This is a genomic window from Fictibacillus sp. WQ 8-8 (assembly GCF_024494405.1).
Taxonomy (GTDB): domain Bacteria; phylum Bacillota; class Bacilli; order Bacillales; family Fictibacillaceae; genus Fictibacillus_C; species Fictibacillus_C marinisediminis.
The window spans coordinates 606,926-622,558 of the sequence record NZ_JAMXKG010000001.1 but is presented as its reverse complement, the minus strand read 5'-3'; the positions used below and the strand labels follow the sequence as shown (position 1 = coordinate 622,558).

At 47.8% G+C, this 15,633-nt stretch carries 14 protein-coding genes; 10 read left to right on the top strand and 4 right to left on the bottom strand.

The window, feature by feature from the left end; all coding sequences use genetic code 11:
* Window position 1: 1 nt before the first annotated feature.
* The 10 genes from M1K46_RS03020 (at window position 2) to M1K46_RS02975 (ending at window position 10,509) form a co-directional block, all read left to right on the top strand.
* The gene (locus M1K46_RS03020) at window positions 2–1,474 is read left to right on the top strand and encodes an NAD-dependent succinate-semialdehyde dehydrogenase (protein ID WP_256224825.1); all 1,473 of its coding nucleotides are present in this window, start codon (window positions 2–4) and stop codon (window positions 1,472–1,474) included.
* Window positions 1,475–1,604: 130 nt separating this feature from the next.
* The gene (gene lhgO, locus M1K46_RS03015) at window positions 1,605–2,816 is read left to right on the top strand and encodes an L-2-hydroxyglutarate oxidase (RefSeq protein WP_256224824.1); all 1,212 of its coding nucleotides are present in this window, start codon (window positions 1,605–1,607) and stop codon (window positions 2,814–2,816) included.
* A gap of 237 nt (window positions 2,817–3,053) precedes the next feature.
* On the top strand, window positions 3,054–3,614 hold the full coding sequence (locus M1K46_RS03010) for an AAA family ATPase (protein ID WP_256224823.1): 561 nt from the start codon (window positions 3,054–3,056) through the stop codon (window positions 3,612–3,614).
* 237 nt (window positions 3,615–3,851) lie between these two features.
* Window positions 3,852–4,520, top strand: coding sequence for a M15 family metallopeptidase (locus M1K46_RS03005; protein WP_256224822.1), 669 nt, complete (start codon window positions 3,852–3,854; stop codon window positions 4,518–4,520).
* 18 nt (window positions 4,521–4,538) lie between these two features.
* Window positions 4,539–6,128: an ABC transporter substrate-binding protein gene (locus M1K46_RS03000; RefSeq protein WP_256224821.1), complete on the top strand. Its 1,590-nt coding sequence runs from the start codon at window positions 4,539–4,541 to the stop codon at window positions 6,126–6,128.
* 22 nt (window positions 6,129–6,150) lie between these two features.
* A complete protein-coding gene (locus M1K46_RS02995) occupies window positions 6,151–7,155 on the top strand; it encodes an ABC transporter permease (RefSeq protein WP_256224820.1) in 1,005 nt (334 codons plus the stop codon).
* Between the two features lie 10 nt (window positions 7,156–7,165).
* Window positions 7,166–8,047: an ABC transporter permease gene (locus M1K46_RS02990; protein ID WP_256224819.1), complete on the top strand. Its 882-nt coding sequence runs from the start codon at window positions 7,166–7,168 to the stop codon at window positions 8,045–8,047.
* Window positions 8,048–8,059: 12 nt separating this feature from the next.
* Window positions 8,060–9,025 carry an ABC transporter ATP-binding protein gene (locus M1K46_RS02985; protein WP_256224818.1) on the top strand — a complete coding sequence of 322 codons (966 nt, stop codon included), beginning with the start codon at window positions 8,060–8,062 and terminating at the stop codon, window positions 9,023–9,025.
* Window positions 9,022–9,963 carry an oligopeptide/dipeptide ABC transporter ATP-binding protein gene (locus M1K46_RS02980; RefSeq protein ID WP_256224817.1) on the top strand — a complete coding sequence of 314 codons (942 nt, stop codon included), beginning with the start codon at window positions 9,022–9,024 and terminating at the stop codon, window positions 9,961–9,963. Before M1K46_RS02985 ends, M1K46_RS02980 begins: the two co-directional genes overlap by 4 nt.
* A gap of 12 nt (window positions 9,964–9,975) precedes the next feature.
* Window positions 9,976–10,509 (top strand): helix-turn-helix domain-containing protein, encoded by a 534-nt coding sequence (locus tag M1K46_RS02975; protein ID WP_256224816.1) that lies wholly within the window; start codon window positions 9,976–9,978, stop codon window positions 10,507–10,509.
* Between the two features lie 185 nt (window positions 10,510–10,694).
* Here M1K46_RS02975 and M1K46_RS02970 read toward each other — a convergent pair whose 3' ends face one another.
* The 4 genes from M1K46_RS02970 to M1K46_RS02955 all read right to left on the bottom strand — a co-directional run bounded on the left by M1K46_RS02970 (window position 10,695) and on the right by M1K46_RS02955 (window position 15,521).
* A complete protein-coding gene (locus tag M1K46_RS02970; RefSeq protein ID WP_256224815.1) occupies window positions 10,695–11,219 on the bottom strand; it encodes a DinB family protein in 525 nt (174 codons plus the stop codon).
* A gap of 119 nt (window positions 11,220–11,338) precedes the next feature.
* Window positions 11,339–12,736 (bottom strand): amino acid permease, encoded by a 1,398-nt coding sequence (locus M1K46_RS02965; protein WP_256224814.1) that lies wholly within the window; start codon window positions 12,734–12,736, stop codon window positions 11,339–11,341.
* 48 nt (window positions 12,737–12,784) lie between these two features.
* Entirely contained in the window at window positions 12,785–14,161 is a 1,377-nt protein-coding gene (locus M1K46_RS02960) for an NAD-dependent succinate-semialdehyde dehydrogenase (protein ID WP_256224813.1), read from the bottom strand.
* 19 nt (window positions 14,162–14,180) lie between these two features.
* Window positions 14,181–15,521: an aspartate aminotransferase family protein gene (locus tag M1K46_RS02955; protein WP_256224812.1), complete on the bottom strand. Its 1,341-nt coding sequence runs from the start codon at window positions 15,519–15,521 to the stop codon at window positions 14,181–14,183.
* Window positions 15,522–15,633: the final 112 nt, after the last annotated feature.

The following is a 15,633-nucleotide window of genomic DNA, read 5'->3' as shown; positions in this document are numbered from 1 at the left end:
TATGTTAAAAGTAGACTCATTAGTTAACTTAAGTGAACTAAAAATGTTTATAAATGGGGAATGGACAAGCGCTCATGGCGGAGAAACGTTCTCAGTTACTAATCCATCCAACGGTCAAGTCGTCGCCCAAGTTCCAAAAGGAGGACGCTTCGAAACAAAGCAGGCCATCGAATCTGCTGGTGAAGCGTTTAAGTCTTGGTCGAAATTAACCGCAGGAGAACGTGGTAAATATCTATTGAAAATTCGTGATCTTATGCATGAATACAAAGATGAATTAGCTGAAATTATGAGCATGGAAATGGGAAAACCATTTAAGGAAGCACAGGGGGAAGTGTTCTTTGCGGCCAGTTATTTGGAGTGGTTTGCTGAAGAAGGACGCAGGATCTATGGGGAAACCATTCCTGCTTCCGCACCTGATAAAAGATTAATGGTGATTCGTCAACCGATCGGAGTAGTTGCTGCCATTACCCCTTGGAATTTCCCGCTAGCCATGATGACTCGAAAAATCGGCCCGGCGATGGCTGCAGGATGTACAGGGATTGTGAAGCCAGCCAAACAATCTCCTATCAGTGCCATAGCATTTGGTAAATTGGTGGAAATGGCGGGAGTTCCTCGTGGTGTTGTGAATGTGGTAACCGGGGATTCTGGTCCTATTTCAGACGAGATTTTTGATAATCAGGTGGTTAAGAAGATATCTTTCACAGGTTCTACTGAGGTGGGGAAACTTTTGGTCGCCAAATCTGCTTCCCAATTAAAGAGATTGTCACTAGAGCTTGGCGGGCATGCTCCATTTATCGTTTTTGATGATGCTGATCTGGAAGAAGCTGCTGCAGGGGCCGTTGCCAGTAAATTCAGAAACACAGGACAGACGTGTGTTTGTGCGAATCGGATTTATGTTCAGCGTTCAGTTATTAAGGAGTTCTCAAAACTATTGGTGGAAAAAACAAAAGCTCTTAAAGTCGGTAATAGCCTGGATTCAACCGTTGAGGTAGGGCCTCTGGTAAGCCGTGATGGGTTATCAAAGGTAGAAGAGCACGTACAAGACGCTTTAGATAAAGGAGCTCGTCTTCTTTGCGGCGGGAAAAGGCTGAAGGGGGAACTTTCCAATGGATTGTTCTATGAACCTACCATTTTGGATGAAGTAACGAATGAAATGCTGATTACCAATGAGGAAACATTCGGACCTGTGGCTCCCATTATACCTTTTGACACAGAAGAAGAAGTGATTCAACAAGCAAATAATACGGTTTATGGTTTAGCGGCGTACTTTTATACACAGAATGCCAGTCGGTCCGTCAGAGTTTCAGAAGCTTTGGAATTTGGAATCATTGGTATGAACGATGCAATACCGACTGTAGCCCAAGCTCCGTTCGGAGGGATAAAAGAGAGTGGAATGGGTCGTGAAGGCGGTCACCAGGGAATTGATGATTATTTAGAGGATAAGTATCTTTCGATGAAGATTCAAACCAAATAAAAAGTAGGCAGGGCAAAGGTCATGGTGATCTTTGCCCTCTTGTGCAAGTATGTAAAAGTGAACGGCCCAGCTCTACAATGGCGGGAATTAAAACCTAGCATCTAAATTACCATTAAAAAAGAGGGATATTATGTATGATTTTTCAATTGTAGGGGGAGGAATCGTTGGTTTATCAGCAGGCATGGCGCTTACGAAGCAATACCCAGGCTCAAAAATTATCGTCATCGAAAAGGAAGAGGACTTGGCCCATCATCAAACGGGTCATAACAGTGGGGTCATTCATTCGGGTATTTATTATAAACCAGGGAGTTTCAAGGCACGTTTTGCCCGTGAAGGGAGTAAAGCAATGGTGCATTTCTGCAAGGAACATGGAATTAAATATGATGTGTGCGGGAAAGTCATCGTGGCGACCGAACGGAAAGAACTGCCGTTGTTAGAGCATCTATATGAGCGGGGCTTGCAGAATCAGCTGGATGTTATGAAAATTGTGCCAGAAGAACTTCGGGAGATAGAGCCGCATGTAAAAGGAGTAGGTGCGATCCGGGTGCCAAGTACAGGAATTGTAGATTATAAAGGTGTATCCCTTACTTTTGCCCATATCATTGAAGAAGGTGGAGGCGAAATCCGTCTTGGTACGAAAGTGGAAAACGTAGCTGAAGAGAAGGAGGGTGTATCACTTGAGACAACCCGAGGTACGATAAAAGCACGCTTTTTAATCAATTGCGCGGGTTTGCACAGTGATCGCGTGGCTAAAATGGCCGATTTAAATACCGGTATGAAAATTGTGCCATTCCGAGGTGAGTATTATGAATTGACACCTGAAAAAAGGCATCTCGTAAAACATTTAATTTATCCGGTACCTAATCCTGATTTCCCATTTCTTGGCGTCCATTTTACTCGGATGATTAATGGGGATGTCCATGCAGGACCCAACGCTGTATTGGCTTTTAAACGTGAGGGTTATACTAAAAAGGACATTAATGTGAAAGAGCTTTTGGAGGTATTGACCTATCCGGGCTTCTGGAAGATGGCAATGCCTAATATGAAAGAAGGCCTGAAAGAGTACATGCGTTCCTTCAGCAAGCAGGCGTTTTTACATAGTTTGCAGCAACTGATTCCGGAGTTAACAGAAAAGGATATTGTTCCAACCCACGCGGGCGTTCGAGCACAGGCAATTAAGTATGACGGCAGCATGGTAGATGATTTTGCCATCTTCTCTGGAGTACGTTCATTGCATGTTTGCAATGCTCCATCTCCTGCGGCTACTGCATCCATTCAAATAGGTAACGCAATAGTTGAGCAGATTGCTAAACGTTTTGAACTAAATGGAAAACTCGCTTAAAGAAAATAGATGTGAGTAGAAGGGGGAGGTAAACTTCCCTTTTTATGTTTAGACAAATCACACTTCATTGGTTATTGGATGAAACGTGTGGTGGATATAGCAACAGCTTTATCATCTGTCAGAGTAATGGGACTCATCGTTTTATTTGATTAGCTGTCCTATCTTTTGAACGAAAAGGAAAATATAGATAGTTGGAAAATTTAAAGGGTTAGAATGGTTGTTAGTCAAGGAGGAACTATGAAATTCGTATTACTATTTGGTCCGCAGGCGGTCGGGAAGATGACCGTTGGACACGAATTAACTAAATTAACAGATTTAAAGCTGTTTCACAATCATATGACGATTGAATTAGTGCATCATTTTTTTGATTACGGTACGAAAGAGGGAAGCCGGCTCGTCCATTCTTTTCGGGAGCAGATCTTTGAGGAAGTAGCCAAAAGCGACTTGTACGGCTTGATCTTCACGTATGTGTGGGCGTTTAACGAGCAGGGTGACTGGGACTATGTGGAGAAGGTTTGCAGGATATTCGAGGCACAGGGTGCTGAAGTGTACTTGGTTGAGCTGGAGGCCAATGTGGAAGAACGCCGGGAGCGAAACAAGAGCGAGTTCAGGCTGGAGCAAAAGCCGACAAAGCGCAACCTGGAGTGGTCGGATAACGAACTTATCACTTCCATGGATAAATACCGGCTGAACTCTCTGGATGGCGAGATCAAGAGGAAGAACTATTTGAGGATCAATAACACACATCTGAGTGCGAAAGAGATGGCCCGGATGATTAAGGAGAAGTTTAGTCTTTAAAAAACTAGTTACGGAACCCACCCGGCAAAGGCCGTGTGGGTTGTTTTTTTACCTTGGAAGCAATTATTGTCCGAGGTGCAGGATTTACTGTCCAATCCACAATACTCATCCAAAAAAACCCTTCTTTTTACCTAGGAATATCTTCCAATGGATGATTGCAATATGATGTCGGTAAATATATCATTATCTTTAATATATTGTTAGAAAATTCAATTTATTGAAAAGAGGTGTAACTATTTGTCAGACAAAACCAACTCGGATTCAACTGGCCCATTGACCGATCAGCAAGACCCCTTACTCTCCCTATCCAACATCTCGCCGAACATTGAAGTGTATCCTTACTATTACCACATGAATCTGCCTGGATCAGAAAATGACTGTTTTTTGCGAAAAGGAACGGTCGAAAAACTCATCAAAGCAGCCAATTACTTACCTCAAAACTTAAAACTGGTCGTCCTCGACGGCTGGCGATCCTATGAAACTCAGCTGTCCATCTATCAAGCTATTAAAGCAGACCTTGAAGAACAAAACCTCACCCAGGAAAAAATCCAGGAAGAAATCTCAAAGTATGTAGCGATTCCGACTCGTGATCTTACGAAGCCTTCGCCGCACCTTACGGGTGGAGCGGTGGATTTGACGATTGCGGACGAGAACGGCTGGGTCGACATGGGGACGGACTTTGATGATTTTACTGAAAAGGCAGAGCTTGAGTGGTATGAAAAAAAGGATAAGCTGACTCAGCAGGAAGAAACCATTCGGGATAACCGCAGACTGCTGCGGAAGGTGATGGAGGAAGCTGGCTTTGTGTCGAATTCAGTAGAGTGGTGGCACTATGATTATGGAAATCGGAGATGGGCGAACGCCACAGGGAACAGCACCATCTATTTTGGTATTTTAAAAAACTAAGGGTTATGGAGGAGAACGATGAAAAAGAAACTTAGTTTGTTACTCATTGCTGTAATGATTCTTGCTTTGCTATCGGCCTGTGTGAAGAATTCAAACGCAACACCATCCAATGGTGAGGATTCGAAGGATTCAAAAGCCACAAGCGGAAAGGATGTCCTGACGATTGCGACGACTGCTGACCAAGGTACCATTGATCCCGCAGTAACAATGGATAATTCCGCATGGAAACTTACATATCCGGCATATGAACGCCTTGTGGAGTATGACGGAGGAAGCACGAAAGTAAAACCCGGACTCGCGAAGAAATGGAAAGTAAGCAAAGACGGCAAGACTTGGACGTTTACCCTGAACGAAGGACACAAGTTTGCTGACGGAATCCCTGTGGACGCACAAGCCGTCCAAAAAAGCTTTGAGCGCCTCAAGAAAATTGCAAAAGGCCCCTCAGAAGTTTACAGCCTCGTATCAGAAATTAAGGCAGAAAACTCTACAACCATCACGTTTAAACTGAAAGAAAATTTCCCTCCCTTTTTATCAACACTGGCAGCGAACTACGGAAGCATTGTAAACCCAAAAGTCATGGAGCATGAACAGAACGGTGACTCAGGGCAAAACTATCTTGCGACAACAACGATGGGAAGCGGCCCTTATAAACTCGCAAAATGGAAGAAAGGCGAGTATGTGAGACTGGATCAGAACAAGTATGCCGCTAAAAAACCAGCGTTTAAGAAGGTTTATTTTAAAATTGTTGCCGATCCATCCGCACAGCGTCTTCAACTGGAAAAAGGCGAGATTGATATCGCGGAGGGCATTCCTGTAGATCAAATCAACAGCGTGAAAAAGATGAAAAACGCCAAGCTGCTTCAGGAGCCGAGCCTGCTCGTGGAATATGTATATGTTAACTCCAGCAAAGGCAATAAAGCCCTTCAGAACAAGAAAGTACGTCAGGCTTTGAACTATGCTATCGACTACAATAAATTGATCGACGCGGTACAGCAAGGGTACGGAACGCAGATGCGAGGACCGATTCCTAAGGGATTATGGGGCCATGACGACCAAGCACAGCAGTACAAGTATGACAAAGCAAAAGCGAAATCGCTGTTAAAAGAAGCGGGTGTGTCCAACATAAGCCTTGATCTTCTGTATTCCGACAACAAAACCTGGTGGGAGACGGAGGCATTAACCATTCAGTCGAACCTGAAGGATATTGGGATTAAAGTGAACCTGAAAAAAGTAGCGTATGCGACCTCAAGGGAAATGATCGACAAAGGTGACTTTGATCTGGCGCTCGGTATGTGGAGCCCTGACTTCGGTGATCCGTACGCGTTCATGAACTACTGGTTTGATTCCAAGAACTTCGGGCTTGCGGGTAACCGTGCGTTTTACAAAAGTGATGCCGTCGATCAGAAGCTGAGGAAAGCGGCCACGTTAAACGATGAAAAGAAGCGTGAGGCCCTGTATCAGGAGGCTCAGAACATGGTCATTGATGATGCACCTTACATTCTTCTGTATCAGAAGGACTTCCTGCTTCCGATGAACAAAAACGTAAAAGGTTTCGTGTACAATCCGATGCTCGAGAGCATGTACAATCTTGCAGATATGTCCAAATAACAGACAAGTGGAGTGTTGAAACATGAAGAAGATGATTCTAAACCGAATGGGCCTCCTTCTCTTCGTCGTGTTTGGCGTCACTTTGGTCTCCTTTCTGCTGTCACACGTCATTCCGGGTGATCCTGCCCGGATGATGGTGGGTCAGCGGGCGAATCAGGAAACGCTTCAGCAAGTACGCCAGCAGCTCGGGTTGGACAAGCCCCTCTGGGTTCAATATGAAACGTACATGAAAGGGATATTGAGCGGTGACCTCGGCACATCGATCCGTACGCAAAAACCGGTCCTGGATGATCTGGAAGCCTTTTTCCCTGCCACGATGGAGCTGGCGGTGATTGCTTTTATCTTTGCTTTAGGCATCGGGATTCCGCTCGGCGTGCTGGCGGCTGTGAAAAAGAACAGCATCTGGGATCATGCCAGCCGAATCTTTTCTATCAGCGGGGTCTCTACACCGGTGTTTTGGAGCGGGCTAGTTATTATCTTGATTTTTTACGGCTATCTGGGATGGTTTCCCGCCAACGGACGTTTGGACATCAACATCCATCCGCCGACGCACATCACAGGCTTTTATCTTTTGGACAGCCTGCTGAGCGGAGATATGGTCGCACTGAAAAGCAGCCTTCATCATATTCTGCTGCCGGCCATCGTGCTGTCTTACGCGCAATTAGCGGTCATTACGCGGCAGGTGCGGGCAAGCATGCTTGAAATTATGGAGCAGGAATACATTCGTACAGCGATTGCCAATGGCATTCATGGGCCTTTCTTGTTCTTCCGTTACGCACTAAGAAATGCTTTGATTCCCACTATTACCGTCGTCGGCATTTCCTTTGGCTCACTCTTAGGGGGAGCCGTGGTGACTGAAACGATTTTTGGCTGGCCGGGCATGGGGAAATACGTGGTCGATTCGATCGCTTATCTTGATTTTCCGGCCATGATGGGCTTTACCCTGCTGATCGCCGTCGGATACGTCATCATCAATCTCATTGTGGATCTCACCTATTACGTGCTTGATCCGCAAATTAAAGGATAGGGGGGAGGACATGGAAACACCTCTGCACAGAGAAACCAACCAGATCCAGCCGGTTAAGGCGGTTCACCCTTTCTGGTACAAGCTGAAACAAAACCAGATGACATGGGTGGGTGTAAGTATTCTGGCATTCATCGTCATCTGTTCCTTGCTGGCGCCGGTCTTGACTTCCTATGACCCAACGCAAATTGATATCTCGCAAAAGTTTCAGGCCCCGTCTTTTCATCACTGGTTTGGGACGGATGAAGTAGGGAGGGATATTCTAACGAGGATCTTGTACGGAGCAAGGATCTCACTTGGCGTCGGGATCACCGTCATCATCATTGCGAGTATCATCGGAATTCTGATCGGAACCGTTTCCGGTTATTTTGGCGGCGTACTGGATTTAATCATCATGCGGATTATGGATATGGTCATGGCCTTTCCGACGTTGATCCTGGCGATGGCTCTTGCTGCTGCTCTTGGACCGAGCCTGCAAAACGCGATGCTCGCCATAGCGATCGTGAAGATACCAGTCTATGTCCGGCTTGCTCGGGGCGAGTCGCTCGTTATTAAGGAAAAATTGTTCGTGAAATCTGCAGAATCGTTCGGGATTAACCCATGGCGGATCATTGTGAAACACATCGTTCCAAACTCCGTGTCACCGGTCATCATTCAAGCGACTCTTGATGTCGGCGATGCCATCCTCATGATCGCTACGCTCGGTTTTCTCGGTTTGGGAGCTCAGCCACCCACACCGGAATGGGGCGCGATGATCAGCATTGGCTGGAAATACTTATTGGATTATTGGTGGTACCCGGCGTTTCCTGGATTGTTCCTCTTCCTGTCTGCAGGTTCGTTAAATTTAATCGGTGACGGGATCCGTGACATTCTGGATCCCAAGGCCGGACGTTAGGAGGGGTGCATCATGGTATTGGAGATGAAAGATTTATGTGTGGATTTTACAGGCATGAGAGGAAAGGTTCAGGCCCTCCGCAATGTCAGCCTTTCGATTGATAAAGGAGAAATTTTAGGGGTTGTGGGGGAGTCGGGTTCCGGTAAATCGGTGACCGCTCTATCCATTTTAGGGCTGCTCGGCTCCAACGCTCACATCTCAAACGGCGAGATCTCCTATCTGGGACAGAACCTTATGAGGCTTGGAAAAAAAGAGATGCAGAGCCTTCGGGGCAAGAAGATCGGCATGGTGTTTCAGGAGCCGATGACCGCCCTGCATCCAACGATGAAAGTTGGGAATCAGCTCGCAGAAGTGATGAAGCGCCATCGCGGCGTCTCGAAAAAAGAAGCGTACCGGCTGGCCGTTCAAGCCTTGCGTGATGTGCATATCCATGATCCTGAGTTTGTGGCTAAAAAGTATCCGTTTGAATTGAGCGGAGGCATGCGCCAGCGGATTGTGATTGCACTTGCGATGTCTGCACCACCCGATCTGCTGATCGCCGATGAGCCAACAACTGCCCTTGATGTTACCATTCAGCAGGAAATTTTACAGTTGATCAAGGAGCTGAATGCCAAAAGAGGGACGTCCGTCCTTTTGATCACGCATGATTTAGGTGTTGTGTCCAAGGTGTGCGAACGGGTCATGGTCATGTATGCCGGAGAGGTGGTGGAGGAAGGGAAGACAGATGAGGTCTTGAACGCGCCTTCTCATCCGTATACGGAAGCACTGCTTCACGCCCTTCCTGATCTGGCGGATCCCGGCCATCCGTTAAAAGCGATTCCAGGTGAAGTTCCAGATCTTCAGAACCGGCCGGCCGGCTGTGCATTTGCTTCAAGGTGCAGCAAAGCTATCGACATTTGCGGTGTTTCTGCGCCTGCTCTTGAACCGGTCTCAGATAACCGTTCAGCAGCCTGCTGGTTGAGGGGGACAAGCCATTGAGCACACTCATTCAATTTGAAAAAGTGGAGAAGTCGTTTTCTAAAGGGAAGCATGTGATTCAGGCGGTCAGTGACGCTAATCTTCGTGTTAAAAAAGGAAGTGTTCTCGGACTTGTCGGTGAATCAGGCTCCGGGAAGAGCACGCTCGGAAAGATGCTGATCGGCCTGGAAGTGCCATCAAATGGAATAATTCATTACCAAGGGAACCCTTTATGGAAAAAGAACAAATTTAAGCGTCCCCGACCGGGCGAAATCCAAACCGTGTTTCAGGATCCGCAGTCTTCACTCGATCCGCGAATGCGGGTGAAGGATATTATTCTCGAGCCGCTGCTGGCACTGGATAGCAAGCAGCGAAAAGAAAAAGGAGAGCGCTTGCGCCTTATTTCTCTGATGAAACGGGTCGGATTAAAAGCGGAGCACCTTGACCGCTATCCGCATGAATTCAGCGGCGGGCAGCGTCAGCGGATTGCGATTGCCCGTGCACTCATCACTGATCCTTCGTTTATCGTGCTGGATGAACCAACCTCTGCACTGGATGTCTCGGTTCAGGCCCAGGTGCTGAACTTGCTGAAGGAGCTGAAGAGAGAACGTAATTTAACGTATCTGTTCATTTCCCACAACATGTCTGTGATTCGATACATGTGTGATCAGATAGCGGTCATGTACAAAGGCAGAATTGTGGAGCTGGGCCCTTCAGCTGAGCTCTTTGAACGGCCGCGCCATCCGTATACAAAAATATTGCTTTCGTCTTTGCCGAGTATTTTTGAGTCAGAGGATGCGGAAAAGTTAAGTTTTGCACAGCCTGCTGAAGTGAAAGCGGGGAATGAGGCGTGTGTGTTTTATGATCGCTGTCCTTTCCGGATGGAAGTTTGCCTGAAGGCTCCCCCGTTTGAAAATAAGACAGAGGAGCATGGCTTTGCCTGTCATCTCCAAGAATAAGGAGGAATAGCTTTGATTCAGGGAGAGCGGCTTCGAGAACTGCGGAAGCAGCGCAACTTCACGCTGCAGGAATTCGCATTGCAAACCGGATTAAGCCCCAGCCTGCTGTCTCAGATTGAGCGAGGACTGGTCGATCCCACGGTCAGCACGTTTTGGAAAATCTGCAGCAGTCTGAGTGTTCCTCTGCATTACTTTTTTGAAGGTGTGGAAGAAGATGAGCTCGTCGTACGGAAACAGCAGCGCCGGTTGATCCAGCTTTCTGATGAAAAGGTAAAGTACCATGAGCTGACGCCAAACCGCGGTGGGAAACTCAATTTTCTGATGGTCGAGATCGAGCCGGGGGAAATGAGTGAAGCAGAGCTTGTTTCTCACCAGGGTGAAGAGTGCGGGATTGTGCTGAAGGGTGAACTGAAGGTTATTTTGGGAGAAAAAGAGATTCATCTTCATGAAGGAGACAGCATACATTTCTCTAGCACGACGCCTCACCGGTATATTAATTCTGGAGAGGGTGTGTCGGTGTCGATTTGGGCGATGACGTCGATGTAAGTAAATTAGGAAACCCACCCGGCTAAGGCCGCGTGGGTTGTTTTGTGATGTGTGAGGGAAAATACTGTCCGAAATACAGGATTTACTGTCCAGAATGAGAGAAATACTGTCCAAAGTGAAGGAAATACTGTCCAAACTCAGACATTTACTGTCCAAACCTCAATTATGGTAAACTACCAGCCGTCTTACTTCTTCAATATCCCCAAATATTCAATCCACGGCCCAACATCTGTCCTGTACCTTTCCGCCATCACACGCACGATTTGAGCGATGTGCGTCATATCATGAACGACCCACGTAGAAATGAGTTCCCGCGCTTTTACCGGTCCAAATGCAGGGTGGCTGCCTTTCGATTCAAGAAGAGATTCGTCTTGGATCAGTTTCTTCAGTTGGGTGATATTTTGTTCTCTAATCGTTTTAAACTCAGCCAGCTTTTGTTCAATCGGCGTCTCAGGTTCATCATTTATATGAGCATAGCGATCAAACGGGGGAAAAGGTTTACTTTCACCGTCCCTAAGAATCATCTCCAGCCTTGGGATCCAGTTGCTTTTCTCTCCCCCAATGAGATGATCGATTACTTCATCTGCATTGCACGTTCCTTCGCCTTCATTGCATTGCAGCCAGCCAGGCGATAAATCGGACAAAAAATACGCTAATGATTGCGGGGTGCGCTCCAGAATTTCTATCGCTTCTGTCATACTAAAATTCATCATGCCACTCCTTTCTGTAAATGAAATTCAACTAAACGATCAGAAAATCCTCTAGCCATAAAACCGCAAAAACCCCACCCTCCAGCCAGCAAACTAGCAAAAGGGCGGGGCTTCCTTATTTAATCAATCATCGGGCTCGCCGTTTTTTCTTCATAACGGCTTCTCGCGGCTTCATTTCTCTTTTTCAATAAGAAATAGGAAGCGATGACCGCTGCTGTTACGAGCAAGGTAAGGAGCAGCTGTGAGCGCATGGAGCTGATAAATGCCATCGACACGAGAATGACGACGATGCTTGCGATCACGAAGTACGATAAGCCCGGGAAGAGCCACATTTTCAATTCAAGGGCTTCGCCTTTAGCTTCTGCTCGACGCCGGATCACGATGTGCGAGATGGCAATCGCCAGGTATACGATCAAGGCGATGGCACCGGATGCGTTGACGAGGAACTGAAACAGCTTGTCCGGTGATACAAAGTTAAAGATGGCAGCGATAAAGGCAACGATGGTTCCTGCCCAAACTGCCCGGACCGGAACGCCTTGCTTGCTCAGCTTAAGGAATCCTTTTGGTGCATCTCCACGCTGAGCGAGAGAATAAATCATGCGTGAGTTCGTATAGAGTGCTGAGTTCAAACAGGAAAGCACAGACGTGAGGACGACGATGTTCATAATTAGTCCTGCACCTGGAATGTTGACCATCTTCAGCATCGTTACATACGGGCTTTCCAGCGCGGTTGTTGAGTTCCACGGCAGCAAGGTAACGAGAATGGCGACGGAACCGATGTAGAAAATGAGAATACGCCAGACAACACTTTTGATGGCGATCCGGATCGTCTTTTTCGGATCTTCTGATTCGCCTGCCGCAATGGCCGCAATCTCGGCCCCAAAGTAGGCGAAGATGACGGTTGCTACCCCAAGGAAAATAGAGCTTAATCCGTTCGGAGCAAAACCGCCTCTTCCGACCAGGTTGGCTGTGTCCGGAGATTTAATGCCCGGAAACAGATGGAAGATGATCGCCAATCCGATTCCCATAAATAGCGTGATGGCGACAATTTTGATCAATGCGAACCAGTATTCGAACTCTCCGAATGATTTGACGGAGAAGATGTTGGTCATGGTAAGCAAGACGGTTAAGATGAGGCTCCATGTCCAGATCGGAATGGAAGGAATCCATCCGTGAACAATCGCTCCGCCGGCTACAGCCTCGATGGCGATGACGATGACCCAGAAGAACCAGTAGAGCCAGCCGATGGTGTATCCTGCCCATGGCCCGATGGCTTCGCGGGCGTAGGTGGCAAATGAGCCGCTGTCCGGATTGCGGGCAGCCATCTCGCCAAGCATCCGCATTAGGAACACGACGAGTATGCCGGCAAATGCATACGACATGACGGCGGCCGGTCCGGTGGAGTTGATGACGGAGCCTGCGCCGACAAACAGCCCTGCTCCGATAATGCCTCCTAAGGAGATCATCGTGATGTGCCTTGTTTTAAGTTGTTTCTGCAGTCCTTCTTTATTCTTCAATCGTTTTCGCCTCCCTGACCTTTTTTAGTGAAAGTGTGGTTCAAGCAGTTACAAGCCGATGGAAACGTATTTCACTTCCAAATACTCCTCGATTCCAAAATGGCCGCCTTCCCGGCCCAATCCGCTTTGCTTCGTTCCGCCAAATGGTGCCTGAGCGACGGATGGCAAGGCATCGTTCAATCCGACGATGCCATACTCGAGCTCTTCGGAAAGGGTGAGTGCCTGGCTTAGGTTTTCTGTATAAACATAAGCTGCAAGGCCATAAGGTGTGTTGTTGGCCCGCTCGATGACTTCCTCTGCCGTTTTGAACGTGGCGATTGGTGCCAGCGGTCCAAACGTTTCTTCGTTCATGCAGAGCATGTCGTCGGTTGCGCTTGTGATGACGGTCGGCTCCATGAACAGGGAGCCCTCATGAGATGATCCGCCGCAAGCCAGCGTTCCGCCTTTCTCCAGAGCGTCCTGCACATGCTGCTGTACTTTTTCAACAGCGTTTAGATCAATTAACGGCCCGATATCCGTTCCGTCTTCCAGGCCGTTTCCTATTTTTAGCGCTGAAACAGCTTTTACAAAAGCGGTGCTGAACCCCTCAGCAATCGAATCCTGAACATACACGCGGTTTGTACATACGCACGTTTGGCCGGCGTTTCGGTATTTGGAAGCGAGCAATCCCTGTACGGCTTTTTCAATATTGGCATCCTCCATCACGATAAAAGGAGCGTGTCCGCCAAGCTCCAGGGAAATCTTTTTCACGGTATCTGCAGCTTTCCGCATGAGCAGCTTGCCGACTTCAGTAGAACCTGTAAACGAGATCTTTCGCACGCGTGTGTCTTCCATCCAGGCGTCCGAGATCTCAGCTGCTTCTCCGGTTACGACCTGCAGCACGCCTTTTGGTATGCCGGCTTCCACAGCAAGTTCAGCCAGCCGGATGGCCGTTAAAGGTGTTTGTTCCGCTGGCTTGACGACCGCCGTACATCCTGCAGCAAGAGCAGGAGCCACTTTTCTCGTAATCATGGCGGCCGGGAAGTTCCATGGCGTAATCGCGGCGATCACACCGACGGGCTGCTTCTGCACGAGGATTCGCTTGTCTGGATGGGAAGCGGGAATGGTTTGCCCATACACCCGTCTTCCTTCCTCCGCATACCAGGAAATGAAGCTGTTGGCGTAGGTGATCTCGCCGATCGCTTCTTTTAACGGTTTTCCTTGTTCACTTGTCATGAGTTCGGCCAGTTCCAGCTTGGATTCTTCAATGAGCTGGTGCCATTTCATAAGCAGGGCAGCGCGGTCTTCAGCGGTCCGTTTCGACCAGCTTTTAAACGCAATATAAGCGGCATCCGCTGACGCACGGGCTTCTTCTCGTCCTCCGTTCGGTACGGTATCGACTACGGCGTTTGTTGCCGGGTTGGTTACTTCGATCAGTGATAGCATGAAATCCCTCCTGTCGTTTCTAGTTAAATGTTGAAACGGCTTTGCTTTCTACCGCTTCGATCGCTTCGTTTAAAATCTGGATGAGTTCGCTGATTTCCTGTTTATTGATGATCAGCGGCGGTGCGAATACGAGCGTATCCTGGTTATCGAACGTAACAGAACGCATGATGAGCCCGCGTTTCGCCGCTTCTGCCAATACTTTTGGAGCGAGTGGCTCTGGGAATCGTTCGTTGGTATCTTTGTTCTTCACGAGTTCAACCGCTCCTATGAGGCCGAGTGCTCTGACGTCACCGATAATCGAGCGTTCTGACTGGATCTGTTTAAAGCCTTTCAGCAATTCTTCACCCATCACACGGGCATTATCGATTAAGTTCTCTCGTTCAAGGATCTCCAGATTCTTCAATGCAACGGCACAGGCCATCGGATGTCCGCTGTACGTGTAGCCGTGAAGAAGCGTTCCTTCTGACAGCTCGATAAAATCGTTGTGCATCGTTTCTGAGATCATGACACCGCCGAGCTGGGCATAGCCGCTTGTGATCCCTTTTGCGAAGCACATCATGTCAGGCGCAACATCATAATGGTCGATTCCGAAATACGTACCGGTACGGCCGAATGCAGTAATCACTTCGTCCGTGATAAAAAGGATGCCAAACTCGTCACAGATGCTTCTGATTTCTTTAAAATAACCATCCGGTGCGATATGAACGCCGCCAGCTCCTTGAACCGGTTCCGCGATATAAGCAGCAACCGTTTCAGGGCCCTCTTCCTGAATCTTGTCTCTGAGTGCTTGCGGTGAAAAATGATCCACATAATAAAAGTCCGGAGCCAAGGAGTTCGTGAAATCACGGAACGGCTTGAGGCCAGTCGCGCTTGTCGCTCCCATCGCTACGCCATGATAAGACTGTGATCGAGAGATGATTTTCTTGCGCTCCGGCTGGCCTTTTAAGATCCAATAGTGGCGTGCGAGCTTATAGGCCGTGTCGTTGGATTCAGATCCGCCTGATGTAAAGAAGGTCGCGGTCAGATTGCCTGGTGCGATTTCAGCCAGTTTTGCGGCCAGTTTGATCGCGGGCTCGTTGCTGAAGGTCGCAAAGCAAGAGCTGTAGCCGAGTGTTTTCATCTGCTCGTAAGCGACTTGAGCGATTTCCTCGCGCCCATGCCCGATGTTCACGTTCCAAAGAGAGGAGAGGCCGTCGATGGCGCTTCTTCCTTTTAGATCATAAAGGCGGATGCCTTCGCCCTTCGTTAAAATAAAATCAGGCCCAGTTGCCTGCTGCTGCTTGATTGCTGTTGTTGGATGCAAAAAATGCTTTTTATCAAGTTCTGCCAATTGTTCATAGGATTTTTGAGTTTCCATCATAACCACCCTTTGCCAGTATGTTTGCACTTTTCAGATTTATAAGCGCTTTCAAAAGATAGTTGCAAGTTCCGTGCCAAACAGTGATATAAGGTTTTGAACAAGTGTTTAATTC